The organism is Janthinobacterium sp. GW822-FHT07H10 (genome assembly GCF_058798675.1).
The window spans coordinates 266,229-284,742 of record NZ_JBXAKS010000001.1 but is presented as its reverse complement, the minus strand read 5'-3'; the positions used below and the strand labels follow the sequence as shown (position 1 = coordinate 284,742).

Here is an 18,514-nt window from a genome sequence, read left to right as displayed (position 1 = left end):
GCTTTTTTTGACCCACATCAAGCCCGGCACGACAACCGCGCCGCCGATGGCGCCCATGCCGGACTTGCCCGTGCCGCTGGCGCACTGACGTAAAAAAGCCGCGCCACCCTTGCGGATGGCGCGGCTTTCAGGCGACAGCCCAGCCTTATACTTTACGCTGCGCTACCGCATCGACCACGCACAGTGCCGTCATGTTGACGATGCGGCGCACGGTGGCCGATGGCGTCAGGATGTGCACGGGCTTGGCGCAGCCGAGCAGGATCGGGCCCACGGCGATGCCGTTGCCGGCGGCCGTCTTCACCAGGTTATAGGCGATGTTGGCCGATTCGATGTTCGGCATGACCAGCAGGTTGGCGTCGTTCTTCAGTGCCGAATGCGGCATGATTTTTTGACGCAGCTTGCTGTCCAGGGCCGTATCGCCGTGCATTTCGCCGTCGATTTCCAGCTCCGGCGCGCGCTCCTTGATGATGGCCAGCGCGGCGCGCATCTTTTGCGCCGAGGCACTGTCGCTGGAACCGAAGTTCGAGTGCGACAGCAGGGCCGCGCGCGGCGACAGGCCGAAACGGGTCATCTCTTCGGCGGCCATGATGGTGATCTCGGCCAATTGCTCGGCGTCCGGGTTTTCGTTGACGTGCGTGTCGACCATCACCAGCTGGCGTTCCGGCATGATCAAGACGTTCATGGCGGCGTAGACATTGCTGCCGGCGCGCTTGCCCAGCACCTGGTCGATGTATTTCAGGTGCAGCTGCGTGGTGCCGAAGGTGCCGCAGATCATGCCGTCGGCGTCGCCCTTGTGGATCATCATCGAACCGATCAGGGTGTGGCGGCGGCGCATTTCCAGTTTCGCGTATTCCTCGGTGACGCCCTTGCGGCTCGTCATGTCGTAGTACGTATTCCAGTAATCGCGATAGCGCTCGTCGAAGTCGGGGTTGATGACGTCGAAATCGACGCCCTGCTTCAGGCGCAGGCCGAACTTCTGGATGCGCGCTTCGAGCACGGGCGGACGGCCGACGAGGATGGGACGCGCCAGTTTTTCATCGACCACCACTTGCACGGCGCGCAGCACGCGCTCTTCTTCGCCTTCGGCGTAGACGATGCGCTTCAGGTCGGCCGGCGTGGACTTGGCCATCAGGAACAGCGGCTTCATGAAGGTGCCGCTGCGGTAGACGAATTGCTGCAGGCTGTCCGCGTACGCCTGCAAGTCCTTGATCGGACGCGTGGCGACGCCCGAATCCTCGGCCGCCTTGGCCACCGCTGGCGCGATCTTGATCAGCAGGCGCGGATCGAACGGCATCGGGATCAGGTATTCAGGGCCGAACGACAGATTGCTGATGCCGTACGTGGTGGCCACGATGTCCGACTGCTCGGCATGCGCCAGGTCGGCGATCGCGTGCACCACGGCGATTTCCATTTCGCGCGTGATGGTGGTGGCGCCGCAATCGAGGGCGCCGCGGAAGATGTACGGGAAGCACAGCACGTTGTTGACCTGGTTCGGGTAATCCGAACGGCCGGTGGCGATGATGGCGTCGCTGCGCACGGCCTTGACTTCTTCCGGCAGGATTTCCGGATTCGGGTTGGCCAGCGCCAGGATCAAAGGATTCGGCGCCATCTTGCGCACCATGTCCTGTTTCAGCACGCCGCCGGCGGAAACGCCGAGGAAAATGTCGGCGTCCGGGATGATCTCGCCCAGGGTGCGCAGCGGCGTGTCTTGCGCGAAGCGTTCCTTGTCCGGGTCCATCAGTTCCGTGCGGCCCTTGTAGACGACGCCGGCCAGGTCAGTGACGTAGATGTTTTTCAGCGGGAAGCCCAGGTCGACGATCAGGTCCAGGCAGGCCAGCGCTGCCGCGCCCGCGCCCGACACCACCAGTTTGCAGTCCTCGATTTTCTTGCCGACGGCTTTCAGGCCGTTCAGGATGGCTGCGCCGACGATGATGGCGGTGCCGTGCTGGTCGTCATGGAAGACGGGAATCTTCATGCGGTCGCGCAGCTGGCGCTCGATGTAGAAGCACTCGGGCGCCTTGATGTCTTCCAGGTTCACGCCGCCGAAGGTCGGTTCCAGCGAGGCGATGATGTCGACCAGCTTGTCCGGGTCCATCTCGTTGATTTCGATGTCGAAGACGTCGATGCCGGCGAACTTCTTGAACAGCACTCCCTTGCCTTCCATCACCGGCTTGGCGGCCAGCGGGCCGATGTTACCCAGGCCCAGCACGGCCGTGCCGTTGGTGATGACGGCCACCAGGTTGCCGCGCGCCGTGTATTTATAGGCATTGGCCGGATCGATCACGATTTCTTCGCAGGGAGCGGCCACGCCTGGCGAATAGGCCAGCGCCAGGTCGCGCTGGTTGGTCAGTTGTTTGGTGGGCGTCACGCTGATTTTGCCGGGGCGCGGGCACTCGTGGTACTCGAGTGCGGCCAAGCGCAATTGTTGACGCAATTCTTCTTTTTTATCAGATGACGAATCCATGCTGTGCTGCCTTCCTGTTTGGTCGATCGGGGTGCTTCCGATTTTATCAGACCGATACTTTCAATTAGCTAGGTATTTTCCGCTAGCCACAGTCTGATATCACGAAAACGCATAACCTCGCATTGTAAGGCCGTCCGGCAGCACAAACGTCCTGAACAGGAAAAACTATCAAATTTTAGATTTCAATTAGTTTTTATGATGGCGCGCCAGGCGCGCGCCACAGCGGCAGCGCTTCGACGGCGCGCTCGATATCGTCCATGTCATCGGCGCCCAGGGTGGTGTCGAACGGCGCGGACAGGATGCTGCGCATCAGCGCCAGGCGGGTCGTGGCTTGCTGCCCGTCGATGAAACGGGTGGTCTCCGCGCAGTAGCGCGCGCGGCGCTGTGCATCGGCGCCGTCATCGTCGCCATCCGGATAGTAATGGCGGCCGATGTGGTGCAGCGACTGCAGCAGGAATTCGATCTCGCGCAGGATGCGCAGCGCATCCTCGCCGGACAGCACGATGCGGCGGTTGGCGGGCAACAAGACTGGCGGCGTGGTGGCGGGTGCGGTCATGGCGGCGATGCTTTCTGGCAAGGAAAGCCGACAGCCTACGCGATTTTCCGTGCCGGCGACGCCAGCCGCGCGCCCGGCGCGAAGCGCACCGCAATCAGCAGCAGCAGCACGACGCCAGCCGCCATCACCATCCACGCCTGGGCCAGGCTGGACGAATGCTGGCGGATCAGGCCGGCAATGAAGGGCATGCTGCTGGCGATGATGTAGCCGCCGCCCTGCACGAAGCCCAGCAGGGCGCCGGCGCCGGCCGGGTCCGCCACATGGTCCATGCTGACGATCAGCGACAGCGGGAACAGGGCGCCGATGCCGCAGCCCAGCAGGATCACGGCGGGCAGCGCCAGTTGCCGTGGCGCCAGGATCAGGCAAGCCAGGCCGCCCAGCACGGCCAGCAAGACGCACAGCAGCAGCAATCGGCGGTCGGGGAAGCGGTTGATGACGCTGGAGACGGCCAGCCCCGCCAGCACTTCCACCAGGGTCAGGGCGCCCAGCAGCAGGCCGCTGTCAGCTGCGCTCCAGCCCAGTTCCGTGTAGAACGGCGGCAGCCAGGCCAGCACCAGCGTATAGGCGCCCGTGCCGATGCCGAAGAACACCATCAGCAGCCAGGCGCGGGGGCTGCCCACGGGCAGGCCGGCGCCGGCGCCGCTGGCCACGTCCACGCGCGAAGCCGAGGCGCGGCGCCACAGCAGCGCGGCGGCGGCGGCGGGCAAGGCCCACAGGGCCAGCAACACGGGCCAGCCCAGCGACTGCGCCAGCGGCGAGGCGGACGCGGCGGCAATGGCCGCGCCGCCCATGATGCCGGTCGTATAGAAACCCATCAACTGCCCGGCCCGCGCGGGAAAGTGGCGCTTGATGAAGGCGGGCAGCAAGGCTTGCACCAGCGCGATGCCCAGGCCGCCCAGCGCCGCCGTGGCCAGCAAGCCACCGCTGCCGTGCAGGGGCCAGCGCAGCGCGCAGGCGATGGCGATGATGGCGATGCCGAGCGTGATGCCGCGCGCCACGCCCAGGCGGCGCTGCAGCTGCGCGCCCGCCAGCGCGCACACGCCCATGGCGAACACGGGCACGGTGGTCAGCAGGCCGGCATCGGCATTGCCGAGGCCCGTGCTGGCCTGGATGCTGTCCAGCAGGGGGCCGATGGCGGCCAGGATGGGGCGCAGGTTCAGGCCCAGCAGGATGATGGCGGCCACCAGCACGGCGGACGAGGGAGAGGATACGGGGCGTTCGGATGGCATGGGGATAGTCCTTGCCTCGCAGGGAGGCACATGGTTTAATGCGTCATTGAATATAACTCGATGAAAAGTATCTTAACATAAAGATAGAAATCTATCTCGATGCCAAGATAAATGGATACCGCCATGACTGATACCCCGCAAGAACACCGGCGCGCCCAGTTCGCCGCCGAACAATGGCGGCGCGAACTGCCGCAGATGGATACGCGCGCCATGCAGCTGGTGGGCCAGCTGGGCACGGTGGCGCAGCTGATGGCGCGCGACTGGCTCAACCCACTGTTCGCCGAACACGGCTTGCAGCCCGGTGAGTTCGACGTGCTGGCCACCCTGCGCCGCTCGGGCGCGCCGCATGCGCTGACGCCGACGGCCCTGTACGAGGCGGCCATGCTGTCCTCGGGCGGCATGACCAACCGCATCGACCGCCTGGAAGCGGCGGGCCTGATCGAACGGCAGAAGCACCCGAGCGACCGGCGCGGCGTGCTGGTGGCCTTGACGCCGAGGGGATTGGCATTGATTGAACGACTGGTGCTGCTGCACGTGGACAACGAGCGTGCCATGCTGGCGTCCCTCGGCGAGGACGAGCAGCGCCAGCTCGACCAGTTGCTGGCCAAGCTGCTGCAGGGCATGGCCCAGGCGAAGAAAGGTTAGGAAAGCAGCTGCGCCAGCTCGCGCAGCGCCGCATGGCCGCGCCGTGCCTGGCGCTGCAATTCTTCCGGCGCACAGTGTCCATACAGGGCCTGGACGTGGCCCTCGCTGGCGGCGCGCAGGTCGAGCTCGCCCGCACCGGGATCGGGCAACTGCCCTTCGACAAGGGTCAGGAAATAATGGCGCTGCGCGCCGCGCAGGTTGGCCGCGAACTGCAGCACCAGGCCGCAGTCGAACAGCAGCGCACCGCTGCGCGCCCCTGCCTCCAGCAGCAGGCGATACGGCGGCAAGGGCCGCCGCGCCGCGCGCAGCACGCTGGCCAGGCGCACCTGATAACCGAGTTCCAGTCCATTCGCGTGCAAGCGGCCGCCTTGCAGATACACCTTGAACGATGCTTGCACGGCCCGGCTGGCGCAGCGGAACCAGCGCTCATCCTCATACAGGCACAGCTGGCCGCCATCGCACAGCTCGTAAAACCCGCGCGCCAGCAGTTCCGGCGCCGTGAACGTGGCCAGGCCGACGGCCTGCGGCTCGCGCAGCCAGCCATCGTCAAGATAGGATTGCATCACGGCGTGGATATCGTGGAAGGGCATAGGGGCATGATCGGCAGTGGCAAGGGCCTGTATTGTAGGCCAGCCTATAATAGCCGGGCCACACCTCCACTCAACTTGCCCACTACGCCATGGCCCCACACGACGCGCTTTCCGAATTCGACCTGATCAAACAGTATTTCGTGCGCCAGCGCCCCGGCCGCGCCACCCTGGGCATCGGCGACGATTGCGCGCTGCTGACGCCCGGTGCCGGCAAGCAGATCGCCATCTCGTCGGACATGCTGGTCGAGGACCGGCATTTCTTTGCCGGCGCCGACGCCCGCATGCTCGGGCATAAGAGCCTGGCCGTGAACCTGTCGGACCTGGCCGCCATGGGCGCGCGTCCCGTGGCGTTCACGCTGGCCCTGGCGCTGCCGCAGGCGGAACGGGCCTGGCTGGCCGGCTTTGCCGACGGCCTGTTCGCGCTGGCCGACGCGTTTGATTGCGAATTGATCGGCGGCGACACCACCAAGGGTCCCCTGAATATCTGCATCACCGTGTTCGGCGAACTGGCGCCGGGCCAGGCCCTGCGCCGCAGCGCGGCCGTGGCCGGCGACGATATCTGGGTCAGCGGCACCCTCGGCGACGCGCGCCTGGCGCTTGCCGGCTACCGCATGGAGCAGCCGCTGGCGCCCGCCGACCTGGCCACGGCGGCCGCGCGCATGCACACGCCGACGCCGCGCGTGGCGCTCGGCTGCGGCCTGGCCGAAGCCGGCCTCGCGCATGCGGCCATCGACATTTCGGACGGCCTGGTGGGCGACCTGGGCCACATATTGAAGGCGTCGCGCGTGGGCGCCACGCTCGACGTCGACGCCCTGCCGGCCGGCCCCATCCTGGCGCGCCAAGCGGCGGCCCTGCGCCGCCGCTACACGGCCGCCGGCGGCGACGACTATGAACTGTGCTTCACGGCACCGGCCGCCTCGCGCGACGCCATCGCCGCGCTGGCGCTCGGCTGCGGCACGCCAGCCACGCGCGTGGGCCGCATCGACGCCGAAGCGGGCTTGCGCCTGGTCGATGCCTCGGGCATGCCGCTCGACCTGCAGTTGTCGTCCTTCGACCACTTCAGCGACTGAGGACGGCTAGCGCACCGCCACGCGCGCCAGGCCCGGCTGGTTCACCATCCAGTAATGCTGGAAGGCCAGGCGGATATTGTCGCGCAGCTGGGTGTCGTCCCACGGTTTCGTATAAAAACGGTAGATGGCGCCCCGGTTGATGGAGTCGAGCACGGCTTCCAGGCCCGTGTAGCCGGACAGGATGATGCGGATGGTTTCCGGGTACAGCTCCTTGACCTTGCTGAGGAACTCCGTGCCGCTCATGCTGGGCATGCGCTGGTCGCAGACGATCACGTGCACGCGGTGCAGGGCCAGCATCTCGAAACCCTCGGCCGGCGTGCTGGCCGTGAGAATCTGGTAGCCCTCGGGGCGGAACAGGCGGTGCAGCGACGACAGCACGTTGACGTCGTCGTCGACGATGAGCAGCGTCTGCGCCGGCTGGGCGGCCGGGTCGTGGCCCGGCGGCAGGCCGGCGCCGGCGACGATCATCTGTCCCAGTTCCAGCGCCGGCAGGGCGCGGCTGAAATAAAAACCCTGGATCTCGTCGCAACGGTTGCGCCGCAGGTATTCGAGCTGCGGGCGCGACTCCACGCCCTCGGCCACCACGCTCAGTTTCAGGCTGTGCGCCATGCTGATGATGGCCAGCGCGATGGCCGCGTCGTTCGGGTTGCTGGTGATGTTGCGCACGAAGGCGATGTCGATCTTCAGCTTGTCGATGGGGAAGCGCTGCAGGTACGCCAGGCTCGAATAGCCGGTGCCGAAGTCGTCGATGGCCACCTTCACGCCGATCTTCTTCAGTTTCCCCAACACGACGATGGTGCGCTCGGCGTTCGACATCAGCGCCGTTTCCGTCAGCTCCAGCTCCAGCAGTTCGGGCGCCACGCCGTGCTGCGCCAGCGCGTGCGTCACTTCGCCTTCCAGGTCGCCCTCGGCGAACTGGCGGCTCGAGACATTCACGGCCACGTGCACGGGCCCCACTTCGCTGTCGCGCCACTCGGCGATCTGGCGGCAGGCGGCGTGGATCACCCAGGCGCCGACGCGCACGATCAGGCCCGTGTCTTCCAGCACCGGCACGAATTCGGCCGGCGCCACCAGGCCGTAGCCGGGGCGGCGCCAGCGCAGCAGCGCCTCGACGCCGCTGATGCGCCCAGTGCGCAAGTCCACCTTCGGCTGGTAGTACAGGATGAACTGTTCATGTTCGAGCGCGTGGCGCAGCGCCAGTTCCAGGTCCAGGCGCGCCAGCACCTGCACGTTCATGCCGGCCGTGAAGAAGCGGTAGCCGTCGCGCCCCGCCTGTTTGGCGCCGCCCATGGCCGTATTCGCGTATTTAATGAGCGTTTCCGGGTCGGTGGCGTCGTCCGGATACATGGCGATGCCGATGCTGGCCGTCAGGGTCGCCGCGTGGCCATGCAGGTCGAACGGCGCGCGCAGCGCTTCGCGCACCTGGTTGGCCACCGCCACCGCCTCCTGCTGGTTGCGGCTCATGGTCAGGATCAGCGCGAATTCGTCGTTGCCCAGGCGTCCCACCGTGTCGCGCAGGCGCACGCATTCGACCAGGCGGTTGCTGAACTGGCGCAGCAATTCGTCGCCCAGCGCCGCGCCCAGGGTATCGTTGATGCTTTTGAAACGGTCGAGCGCGATGAACAGCACGACGATGCGCCAGCTTTTTTCCTGCGCCAGTTCGACGGCCTGGGCCAGCGTCTGGTAGAACAGGCTGCGGTTCGGCAATCCCGTCAAGCCGTCGTAATGGGCCAGGTGCTTCAGGCGTTCCTGGGCCTGGCGCCGCTCGCTGATGTCGCGCGCCACGGCGATCAGCAGCAGGCCGCCCGTGGCGGGCGCGCCGGCCACGGGTGCCTGCGCATACCAGTGCCAGCCCAGCTCCACGGGCACCAGGCTCAGGTCGCGCCGTACCAGTTCGCACTCGGTCACGTCCGTGGCCAGGTGGGCCGAGCCGCCGTGCAGCGCGGCCAGCGGCGCCGGCGGCGGCGACGGCAGCAGGGCGCCCGGTGACAGCGACAGCAGCTCGGCGCGCGTGTAGCCGAGCAGCCGGCAGGCGCCATCGTTGGCGTCGACGAGGGTCATGCCCAGCACGTCGACGAGGAAGATGGCGTCCGTGGTGGCGTCCATGGCGCCGCGAAAGCGCTGCAGTTCCGCCGTGCGCTGGCCCACCGTGCGCTCGAGCAGCGCGTTGTAGTGGCGCGCGGCGCGGTGCAGCAGCCGCACTTCGAGCATGTTGCGGATGCGCGTGAGCACTTCGAGCGCGTCGAAGGGCTTGCTGATGAAGTCGCGCGCGCCCGCCTCCAGCGCGGCCAGCTTGGCATCCGGATCGGCGGCGATCACCAGCACGGGCAGGTAGCCTTCCAGTTCCAGCGGGCGCAGCGCATCCATCACGGCATAGCCGCTCATGCCCGGCATCACCAGGTCGAGAATGATCAAGTCATACTGGTGGCGCTGGTGCAGGCTGGCCACGGCGCGCGCATCAAGCGTGCTCGACAGTGCCGTGTAGCCGCCGCTTTGCAGCAGGTGCTCGAGCAGGCGCAGGTTGACTTCCTGGTCATCGACGATGAGGATTTTCGCGCCATAGATATCGGCCTGGCTGATCATGGCGCCCCCGTTCCCTTCTGCTGGCGCTGCTGCGCCACATAGGCCAGGGTGCTGTTGATGGCCTCGGTGAATTCCTCGAGGTTGATCGGCTTGGTCAGGTAGCGGTAGAAGCCCAGCGCCATATTGCGTTCGACGTCGCCCGGCATGGCGTTGGCCGTCAGCGCGATGACGGGGATGTGCGCCGTGCGCGGGTCGGCCCGCAGCAGTTTCAGCGCTTCCGTGCCGCTCACGTTGGGCAGGTTGATATCCATCAAGATCAGTTGCGGCAAATGCGTGCGCGCCATTTCCACGCCCTGCCGTCCATCGGGCGCCGTCAGCAGCCGCAATTGCGGGCAATAGCGGACGATTTCCTCGACCAGGGTCAGGTTGGCCGGGTTGTCTTCCACGTACAGCAGGGTGACGGGAGCGCTGTTGTCGAGCAGCGCGCCGGCCAGGTCCGGCAGCGGCAAGCCGGCCGGCGCGGGGCTGGGCAAGCTCTCGACGGCGCGCAGCTCGATCCAGAAGGTGCTGCCGACACCGGGTTCGCTGCTCACGCCGATGCTGCCGTCCATCAATTCCACGAGGCGCTTGGTGACCACCAGGCCGATGCCGCTGCCCTCTTCCGTGCCGCCTTCCTGGCCCAGGCGGTTGAACGGCTGGAACAGCAGCGCCACTTGCTCGCTGTCGAGTCCCACGCCCGTGTCGCGCACGCTGATGCGCGCCAGCCCGCCCGGCTGCGGCGTGCACTCGATGCGCACTGCGCCCTGCGCGCGGTTGTACTTGAGCGCGTTCGACAGCAGATTCAATAAGATCTGCTTCAAACGCGTGCGGTCGGCCAGCACGTTTAGCGGGCAGGCGTCGGGGAAGGTCATGCCGATGCCGCGCTGGCTGGCCAGCGGCGCGATCATGTCGCGGCATTCCTGCAAGATGGCGTGCAGGGCCACCGGTTCCAGCGACAGGCTGACCGTGCCCGATTCGACCTTCGCCAGGTCGAGGATTTCATTGATCAATGTCAACAGATGCCGGCCCGACTTCAGGATATGGCCGGCAAATTCCTTCTTTTGCGCCAGGGTCGACGGCAGGCGGTCGGAGCTGAGGATTTGCGCGAAGCCGAGGATGGCATTCAGGGGGGTGCGCAATTCATGGCTCATCGACGACAAAAAGGCCGACTTGGCATAGTTGGCGCTGCGCGCCTCCTCCATCGCCATGGCCAGCTCGCCATTCGTCATTTCCAGCTGCACCGTGCGCTCGTGCACGCGCACTTCCAGTTCCTGGTTCAGGCGCATGACTTCCTGCTGCGCCTGGGCGCGCTGCTCGCCCTCGCGCGCCAGCTCGCCGTTCGAGCGCTCCAGCGCGCGTGTGCGGTGCTCGATCTCGGCCAGCATCTTGTTGAAGGAATCGACCAGCTGCGCCACCTCGTCGGCGCTGAGCTTGCGCGCGCGGCGCGAATAGTCGCCCGTCTCGATCACTTCGCGCGCCACGTCGGCGATATCGAGGATGGGCTGCGTGATCACGTGGTCGAGGCGGCGCAGCAGCAGCAAGGCCACCAGCAGCGCCAGCACCGTCACGCTCAGGGCGATGGCCAGGTAATCGACCGTGCGGCCCGCCAATTCATAATCGGCGCGCAGGTAGACCGTACCCAGCAATTCGCCATTGTCGACGATGGGCTTGAACAATTCCACCGACTTGCCCTGGATGCTGACGCCCTCGCCGCCGACATGGGCCGGCAGCGGCCCCGTTTTCTGATTCGCGCGGTAGCTGGCAAACAGGCTGCCGTCGGCCTTGTACAGGGCGCCGGCCGTCACGCGCGGGCGGATGCGCATCAAATTGAGGTTTTCCAGCGCCAGCCGTTCATCGTCGAAGGCCAGCGCGGCCGAACTCATGTGTCCCAGCAGCTGGGCCTGGGTACTGATATCGGCCACCAGGTTGCGGTGATAGGCGCGCAAGTCGTAGACGACGATGGTGCCCAGCGAGATGACGAGCGCCACCAGGGTGGTCAGCAAGACCACCGACATCAGCTTGTGGCGTATGGAGCGCAGCCGTATCATGGTCAGGCGCCCCCCGTCTGCACGCGGTAGGCCGCCAGCAGCATGCGCGCGCTGATGCGGATATGCGCCTGCGCCACGGGCTTCAGGGCCACGTCGAAGCGCACCTTGTCGTCGGCCATCACAAAATTGATCATGCTGCCCATCGCATAGACCTCATCCGAATCGGACACCGTCAGCAGCGCCAGGCCGCGACTGGCCGCCAGCATTTCCTGCAGCACCGCCTTCTCCAGCGCTCCCAGGTACAGCACGTGCAGCCCGGCCAGCGCTTCGCCGCGGCGCACTTTTTTCACCTGCACGGTGCGCCCGTTGACGCTATGTCCGGCCACGCTCTGTTCCAGCTGCTCGGCCAGCCCGTCGGCGCCGGCCACGCCGATCACCAGCGGCGCATCGGGCCGCGCGAAGCTGCCTTCCGGCCACTCGACAAAGCCGGCAAACTTGTACAGGTAGGCGGCCTTCACCTGGCGCTCCAGCTCGCCCGGCACCTGGGCCCGCACGCCGGCGCACAACACGCCCAGCAACAGCAATAGCCAGCCCCAGCGGATGGTGCTGCGGCGAGCGCCACGCAAGGGGCTACGCAGGGGGCCAGCATGCTGCCGCCAGGTCCAGTTCAGAAGTGCCATGACAACCGAGTAAAGATAATGCATTCGAAGGCGCGGCGCCAGGCCGCGTCCCAGTGGGGCGATGCGAACCGATGTGGTACAGCAGCAGACTGCCTGCCGGCCCGTATTGGTAGCAAATGTATAAAAGAGTGTACGCATTTTCGCTGGTAGCGGGGAAAGTTTCTTCTACCGCGCGCCATGCTACAGTCATGCCATGACGCTGGCCGCGCAAAACGGCGGCCAGCGCAGCACCCCTCTTCATGCATGCAGGAAACACTCATGGACAACGATCTCATCTCTCTCTCCACCGCGGTAGGCCAGGCCCTGCATGCCAGACGCTGGCTGCTGGCCACGGCCGAATCGTGCACGGGCGGCGGCGTGGCGCAAGCCGTCACCGACATCGGGGGCTCGAGCGCCTGGTTCGAGCGCGGCTTCGTCACCTATTCGAACGCGGCCAAGACCGGCATGCTGGGCGTGCCGGCCGCCCTGATCGCCGAGCACGGCGCCGTCAGCGTAGCCGTGGCCGCCGCCATGGCGCAAGGCAGCCTGGCCCACAGCCCGGCCCAGGTGGCCGTGTCGACCACCGGCATCGCCGGCCCCACGGGCGGCGTGCCCGGCAAGCCCGTGGGCACCGTCTGTTTCGGCTGGGCGCGGGATGGCCGCGTGCATACCGAGCGCCTGGTCTTCGCGGGCGACCGCCAGGCCGTGCGCGAGCAGGCCGTCATCCATGCCCTGCAGGGACTGCTGCGCTTCCTCGCTTGACCTTCTGGCGTATGGCTCGGGTTCAATCCGTGCCGGCGATGCAGGCGCGGTCGCGGCCCGCCTGTTTCGCCGCGTACAGGGCGCTGTCGGCGCGCATCAGCAATTCGTGGCGGCCCGCGCCATGGCGCGGATACTCGGCGATGCCGGCCGAAAAGGTGCAGCCCGTCAAGCTGTGCGGCGCCTGGCGGATCAGCAGCTGGCGGTAGCGCGCGGCGATATCGTCGATCTTGTGCGCCGCGATCGCGCTGTCGGCTTCGCGCAACAGCAGGCAGAATTCCTCGCCGCCATAGCGGCACAGCATGTCGCTGCCGCGCAGCTGGCTCTCCACCAGGCGCGCGAACTGGATCAGCACCTCGTCGCCAAAGTTGTGCCCGTACGTATCGTTGACGCGCTTGAAAAAGTCCAGATCGATGATGGCGATGGCCACGGGCGCGTCCGCATCGGCTTCGTGCAGGATGGCGTTCAGGCAGGTTTCGAAATGGCGGCGGTTGTACAGGCCCGTCAGGTGGTCGCGCATGGCCTGCTCCTTCAGGCTGTCCTGCAGCGAGTTGACATGCATGATCTGGTGCGCCAGCTCGCGGTTCAGGTGCTCGAGCTTGACGTTTTCCGTCTCGCGCGCGGCCTGCAGTTCGAGCGCCTTGTCGCGCTCGGCCTTCAGGTTGCGCATTTCCTTTTCCAGGTTGCGCATCAAGATGCGCGAGGCGCGCGCCGATTTGCTGCTGGCCTCGAAGGCGGCCTGGTATTGCTGCAGGAAACCATATGCGGCTTGCCATTCGCCCAGCTGGGCATTGATATCGGACAAACCGCGCAAGATCTGTTGCTGGTGAAACGGATTGCGCGTCCAGCTCAGCAGGCTGTGCGCCTGCGTCAGCGACGCCAGCGCCTGCGCCGTCTGGCCCGCATGCAGGTCGAGCTTGCCGCGCACGAGCCAGGCGTGCATCTGCTCTTCCAGGTCCTGCCCCCGCCGCGCATATTCTTCCGCCCGCAGCAGCAGTTGCAGCGCGCTGGCCGGCTGCTGCAGCAGGATGGCGGCATGGGCGGCGATGCAGAACAGGAAGGCGCGGATGGCCAGGTCCTCTTCCGGCCACTCATAAAACGGTTCGACCAGCGCCAGCGCCTCGGCCGGCTTGCCCGTGGCCAGCAAACACATGGCCAGGTTGGCCGAGACGATGGTTTGCTGGTACTTGAGCTTTTGCGTGCCGATGATGTCGAGCGCCTCGACCAGCAGGGGGATGGCGTCTTCGTCGTTGCCCAGATCGTGCTGCGACGAGGCCAGGTTCGACAGGCTGTTGACGCGGTGCGCGGGGCTGCCGAAGCGCTCGGCGATGTCGAGCGCCAGCAGGAAGTTGCGCGGCCCGTCCTGCGTGTCGCCACGGTTCAGGGCATCGACGCCGAGGCGCGCGTACAGCATGAATTTATGCAGCGAATCGGGAATCTGCGCCGCCTGGCCACGCGCCCGCAGGAAATGCTGCTCGGCATCGGCAAAGTCGCCGCGCCGGCTCGCATACGCGCCCCGCAGGGCGGCCACTTCCATGCCCCCTTCCAGGTCGCACGTCTGCTGGAAATAGTCGCACAGGCGCTCGCACGACGGTTCGGCCTCGCCCGCGTAATACGCCAGCCAGCAGTGATTCAGTTCCGCGTAGGCGCTGCCGCGCGCATACTGCTGGCGCTGCGCCGCCGCCAGCGCCATGTGCGCCAGCCGCCGCGCCTGGCGCCGGTTGCCGACAAGGCAGGACAGGGCCTGCTGATTGAGGCGGTCAATGTCGGCTTTATCGAGACTGGATATCGGCACTGCATCCTCGTACACACGCTGGGGTGAATTTTTCACGCAAAACTTGCTCTGCATCAATGGTATCCTGATTAACATCATAACCAGATTCGCTCTTCCCCATGGCATATTTGCAAAGGATTGTGGTAAAAATGCCAGTTGCAGTCTGGCCGGGAGCAATCGCCGCTGTCACGGATCTTTGGTAGTCACTGACGCAACAACTTGGAGTAGTCGCAATGCAAAACACGGTACATTTCATCCTGCAGGGCAAGGGTGGCATCGGCAAGACCCTGGTCTCGACCCTGCTGGCGCAATGGATAGGCGGCAAGGACGGCACGCCCCTGCGCTGCTATGACACCGACCAGGAAAACGCCACCTTTTCGCGCTACAAGGCGATGAACGTCAAGCACGTGCCCGTGATGACGGACGCGCGCAATATCGACCCGAAGCGCTTCGACGCGCTGATGATCGATATCCTGGAAGAGGATGGCAACTGCGTGGTCGACAATGGCGCCAACACCTTTTCGCCGCTGATGGGCTATCTGCTGGAAAACGATTGCTTCTCGCTGCTGGAAGAGTCGGGCCGCAAGGTGTACATCCACACCATCGTCGGCGGCGGCGACACCCTGCACGACACGGCGACGGGCTTTGTCGCCACGGCGCAATCGACGAAGGTGCCGCTGGTGCTGTGGCAAAACGAACACTTCGGCCTGCTGCAATCGGCATCGGGCAAGCAGTTTGTCGAATCGCAGTCGTACGCCGACAACCGCGCGCGTGTCAAAGGCAGCATCACCTTGAGCCAGCGCAATCCCGACACCTTCGGCGCCGACGTCAAGAAGATGAACACGGCGCGCCTGACGATGCAGGAAGTGCTGCAGAACGACAAGTTCAACATCATGGAAAAGCAGCGCATCAAGGTCGTCTACCGCGACATTTTCGAACAACTCGACAAGGTGCAATGGTAGTGGACCAGCATAAACTGCGCACGCACGTATTCGACAAGACGGGCATCAGGATCGACGTCGACGACCCGATATTCGCCCTCGTGGCGCTGAACGAAGCGGTGCTGGCGGACACCGTCGAACGCCAGCTGGCCCTGCTGGACGCGGCCACGCAGGCGCTGGCGGCGCAGGCGCGCGCCACGGGCGGCTTGCCGGCAGAACCGGCGGCGGCCCTGTCCCGGCCTGTGCCGGAAGTGCCAGCGCCGGCCGGGCCGGCCGGCTTCACGCCGCGCGAATGGCGCCTGCTGGCCGCCGCCGCCATCGTCTCCGTCACCTGCGCCCTGCTGGTGCTGGGCGGGGCGGCGCTGCTGTTTAAATAAATGTATCATCGACAACACCTGCGGCAGCCACGGCGCCAGCCGCCAGGCTATCGCAGCATCCTTCCCACCCTCTTCTGGAAGCACGCATGAAACCGATCAAACTGCTGGCCATTCCCGCCCTGATGCTGTCGCTGTACGGCGCTCCCCTGGGCCTCGCCCACGCCGCCGATGCGGCCGCCACCACGGGCGCGACGGCCGTGCCGCATATCGCCTACGAAAAATACACCTTGCCGAACGGCCTAGACGTGATTCTCGTGGAAGACCATAAATTGCCCGTCACGGCCGTCAATATCTGGTACCACGTGGGTCCGGCGAATGAAGCGCCGGGCTTGACGGGCTTTGCGCACTTGTTCGAACACATGATGTTTGCCGCCACCAAGCACGTGCCGCGCGGCATGGCCGACCAGTTGCTGGAAGGGGCGGGCGCCACCGATTCGAACGGCAGCACGGATTTCGACCGCACCAATTATTTCGACACGGTGCCGTCGAACCAGCTGGAACTGGCCCTGTGGGCCCATTCCGACCGCATGGGCTACCTGCTGGACGTGCTCGACCAGACGGCCCTGACGAACCAGCAGGACGTGGTGCGCAACGAACGCCGCCAGAGCGTGGAAAACGCGCCGTACGGCATCGTGCAGGAAGCGCTGTACCACCAGCTGTTCCCCAAGAACCATCCGTATTACGCCAGCGTCATCGGCTCGCACGCGGATATCCAGAACGCCAAGCTGGCCGACATCAAGGAATTCTTCACCAACTACTATGGCCCCAACAACGCCAGCCTGGTGATCGTGGGCGATATCGACAAGGCGAAGACCAAGGAACTGGTCAACAAGTACTTCGGCAGTTTCAAGAGCGGCCCGGCCGTGCCGAAACCCGCTGTCGTGACGCCGCCCATCACGCAGGAGCGCCGCCTGGTGGTGCAGGACCGGGTCGAGCTGCCGCGCGTCTTCATGGCCTGGCTGACGCCGTCCGCCTACGCCAAGGATGACGCGGAACTGACGATGGCCGCGCAAATCCTCGCCGGCGGCAAGTCCAGCCGCCTGTACAAATCGCTCGTGTACGACAAGCAGATCGCGCAGGACGTGGGCGCCAGCCAGAGTTCGAACGCCCTCACCTCGATCTTCAGCGTGGACGTGACGGCGCGCCCCGGCCACCAGCCCGAGGAAATCGAGCAGGCGCTGAATGCCGAACTGGAACAATTGCGCGCCAGCGGTCCCACCGAGAAGGAACTGGAGCGGGCCCGCAACAGCATCGAGACGGGCATGCTGAGCCAGGTGGAAAAGGTCGGCGGCAATGCCAACCTGATGAACCAGTACAACCAGTACCTGGGCGACCCCGGCTACCTGGGCAAGGATATCGAACGCTACCGCAAGGTGACGGTGGCCGACGTGCAACGCGCCGTCGACACCTACCTGAAGAACCAGGCCCGCGTGGTCGTGTATGGCGTGCCGGGCACGCCGGACCTGGGCGCGGAAGTGCCGACGCCGGCGCCGGGCAAGGTCAAGCCTGCGCCAGGCACGGCCATCAATGCGGACGAGCCGTGGCGCAACAAGGTGCCGGCTGCCGGCCCCGCGCCCAAGATTGTGCTGCCGCAAGCCAAGTCCTTCACCCTGGCAAACGGCCTGACCGTGATCCACAACTACAATCCGGCCGTGCCGCTGGTATCGAGCCAGCTGGTGGTGAAAAGCGGTTCGGGCGCCAATCCGCTGGCGCAGCCGGGCTTGTCGAGCTTTACGGCGCAAATGCTGCAGGAAGGCACGGCCACGCGCAGCGCGCCGCAAATCGCCGATGACGTGGCGCAGCTGGGCGCTTTCCTCGGCACCGGTTCCGGCGCCGACGCCTCGTTCGCCCAGCTGACTTCCCTGAAAGCCACGTTCCCGCAAGCGCTCGACGTGCTGGCCGACGTGGTGCAGCACCCGCAATTCCCGCAGGTGGAAGTGGAACGCCAGCGCGCCAGCCGCATCGGCGAACTGGCGCAGCAGCGCGAAAACGCGGGCGCCGTCGCGGCCCGCGTGGAGGCGGCGGCCCTGTACGGCCCGAAACATCCATACGGCTACATCCAGCTGGGCACGGAAGCGGCGCTGAAGGCGGCCAGCCGCGCCGACCTGCAAGGCTACTGGCAGCAGCATTACCTGCCCAACAATGCGGCCCTGATCGTCTCGGGCGACATCGGCGAAGCGGAATTGAAGGCGCTGGCCGAAGCCAAGTTCGGCAGCTGGAAGGCGGGCACGGTGGCACCGTCCGTGGCGGCGGCGCCGCAAACGGCGAAGGCCAGGCTGATCCTCGTCGACAAGCCGGGCGCGCCGCAAACGGCCGTGCGCCTGTCGACCATCGCCGTGGCCCGCGCGACGCCCGATTATGCGCCGCTGCAAGTGATGAACGCGGCGCTGGGCGGCTTGTTTACGAGCCGGCTAAGCAATAACCTGCGCGAAGAGAAGGGCTATACGTATGGCGTGCGTTCGCAATTCCAGTACCGCCGCCAGCCGGGACCGTTCTCGATCGCCGCCGGCGTGCGCACCGACGTGACGGGTCCGGCCGTGTCGGAAACCGTCAAGGAAATCCGCGCCATGATCGCCAGGCCGCTGACGGCCAAGGAATTGTCGAATGCGCGCAATTCGCAGGTGCTGTCGCTGCCGGGCCAGTTCGAGACGAATGCCAGCATCAGCGCCAGCATGGCCAACACCTACATCTACGACCTGGGCATCGACTATTACGCGACCTTGCCGCAGCGCTTTGCCAGCGTGACGGACAAGCAGGTGCAGCAGGTGGCGCAGAAATACCTGCAGCCGGAAAAGCTGATCGTCATCGGCGTGGGCGACAAGGCGAAGATCGCGCCGCAATTGTCCAAGCTGAAACTGGCGCCCGTGGAAGTGCGCGACGCGGAGGGCAACGTCAAGTAA

General features: G+C 65.9%; 14 protein-coding genes. 6 read left to right on the top strand and 8 right to left on the bottom strand.

The window, feature by feature from the left end; all coding sequences use genetic code 11:
* Positions 1-145: 145 nt before the first annotated feature.
* The 3 genes from AC1RDJ_RS01310 to AC1RDJ_RS01300 all read right to left on the bottom strand — a co-directional run bounded on the left by AC1RDJ_RS01310 (position 146) and on the right by AC1RDJ_RS01300 (position 4,249).
* Positions 146-2,464 carry an NADP-dependent malic enzyme gene (locus tag AC1RDJ_RS01310; protein ID WP_071321875.1) on the bottom strand — a complete coding sequence of 773 codons (2,319 nt, stop codon included), beginning with the start codon at positions 2,462-2,464 and terminating at the stop codon, positions 146-148.
* A 193-nt stretch (positions 2,465-2,657) separates the two neighbouring features.
* On the bottom strand, positions 2,658-3,020 hold the full coding sequence (locus AC1RDJ_RS01305; protein ID WP_198043857.1) for a hypothetical protein: 363 nt from the start codon (positions 3,018-3,020) through the stop codon (positions 2,658-2,660).
* Between the two features lie 35 nt (positions 3,021-3,055).
* A complete protein-coding gene (locus AC1RDJ_RS01300; protein ID WP_071321874.1) occupies positions 3,056-4,249 on the bottom strand; it encodes an MFS transporter in 1,194 nt (397 codons plus the stop codon).
* 123 nt (positions 4,250-4,372) lie between these two features.
* Between AC1RDJ_RS01300 and AC1RDJ_RS01295 the strand changes: the two genes are divergently transcribed.
* Positions 4,373-4,894: a MarR family winged helix-turn-helix transcriptional regulator gene (locus AC1RDJ_RS01295; RefSeq protein WP_071326188.1), complete on the top strand. Its 522-nt coding sequence runs from the start codon at positions 4,373-4,375 to the stop codon at positions 4,892-4,894.
* Here the strand turns inward: AC1RDJ_RS01295 and AC1RDJ_RS01290 are convergent.
* Positions 4,891-5,460, bottom strand: a complete 570-nt coding sequence (locus tag AC1RDJ_RS01290; RefSeq protein WP_156894659.1) for a hypothetical protein — start codon at positions 5,458-5,460, stop codon at positions 4,891-4,893. The two genes, AC1RDJ_RS01295 and AC1RDJ_RS01290, sit on opposite strands and share 4 nt — an antisense overlap.
* Before the next feature lie 113 nt (positions 5,461-5,573).
* Here AC1RDJ_RS01290 and thiL point away from each other — a divergent pair, with 113 nt between their 5' ends.
* Positions 5,574-6,554: a thiamine-phosphate kinase gene (thiL, locus tag AC1RDJ_RS01285; protein ID WP_493026286.1), complete on the top strand. Its 981-nt coding sequence runs from the start codon at positions 5,574-5,576 to the stop codon at positions 6,552-6,554.
* A gap of 6 nt (positions 6,555-6,560) precedes the next feature.
* Here thiL and AC1RDJ_RS01280 read toward each other — a convergent pair whose 3' ends face one another.
* From AC1RDJ_RS01280 to AC1RDJ_RS01270, 3 genes are read right to left on the bottom strand one after another with little or no spacing between them, the layout of a single operon-like run.
* Positions 6,561-9,137, bottom strand: a complete 2,577-nt coding sequence (locus AC1RDJ_RS01280; protein WP_071321871.1) for an EAL domain-containing protein — start codon at positions 9,135-9,137, stop codon at positions 6,561-6,563.
* Complete coding sequence (locus AC1RDJ_RS01275) at positions 9,134-11,164, bottom strand: sensor histidine kinase, YfiR-like protein-associated (RefSeq protein ID WP_071321870.1); 2,031 nt, start codon at positions 11,162-11,164, stop codon at positions 9,134-9,136. The genes AC1RDJ_RS01280 and AC1RDJ_RS01275 overlap by 4 nt, the downstream gene beginning before the upstream one ends.
* A 2-nt stretch (positions 11,165-11,166) precedes the next feature.
* The gene (locus AC1RDJ_RS01270; protein ID WP_198043856.1) at positions 11,167-11,730 is read right to left on the bottom strand and encodes a TOL_0243 family YfiR-like periplasmic protein; all 564 of its coding nucleotides are present in this window, start codon (positions 11,728-11,730) and stop codon (positions 11,167-11,169) included.
* 312 nt (positions 11,731-12,042) lie between these two features.
* Here AC1RDJ_RS01270 and AC1RDJ_RS01265 point away from each other — a divergent pair, with 312 nt between their 5' ends.
* The gene (locus tag AC1RDJ_RS01265; protein ID WP_493026285.1) at positions 12,043-12,525 is read left to right on the top strand and encodes a CinA family protein; all 483 of its coding nucleotides are present in this window, start codon (positions 12,043-12,045) and stop codon (positions 12,523-12,525) included.
* Positions 12,526-12,547: 22 nt separating this feature from the next.
* Here the strand turns inward: AC1RDJ_RS01265 and AC1RDJ_RS01260 are convergent, their stop codons facing one another.
* On the bottom strand, positions 12,548-14,317 hold the full coding sequence (locus tag AC1RDJ_RS01260; protein WP_289884670.1) for a GGDEF domain-containing protein: 1,770 nt from the start codon (positions 14,315-14,317) through the stop codon (positions 12,548-12,550).
* Positions 14,318-14,529: 212 nt separating this feature from the next.
* Here AC1RDJ_RS01260 and AC1RDJ_RS01255 point away from each other — a divergent pair, with 212 nt between their 5' ends.
* From AC1RDJ_RS01255 to AC1RDJ_RS01245, 3 genes are all read left to right on the top strand, one after another.
* Positions 14,530-15,258 carry a P-loop NTPase family protein gene (locus AC1RDJ_RS01255; RefSeq protein ID WP_071321867.1) on the top strand — a complete coding sequence of 243 codons (729 nt, stop codon included), beginning with the start codon at positions 14,530-14,532 and terminating at the stop codon, positions 15,256-15,258.
* Positions 15,258-15,614, top strand: coding sequence for a conjugal transfer transcriptional regulator TraM (locus AC1RDJ_RS01250; protein ID WP_071321866.1), 357 nt, complete (start codon positions 15,258-15,260; stop codon positions 15,612-15,614). The genes AC1RDJ_RS01255 and AC1RDJ_RS01250 overlap by 1 nt, the downstream gene beginning before the upstream one ends.
* An 86-nt stretch (positions 15,615-15,700) precedes the next feature.
* On the top strand, positions 15,701-18,514 hold the full coding sequence (locus AC1RDJ_RS01245) for a M16 family metallopeptidase (protein ID WP_493026284.1): 2,814 nt from the start codon (positions 15,701-15,703) through the stop codon (positions 18,512-18,514).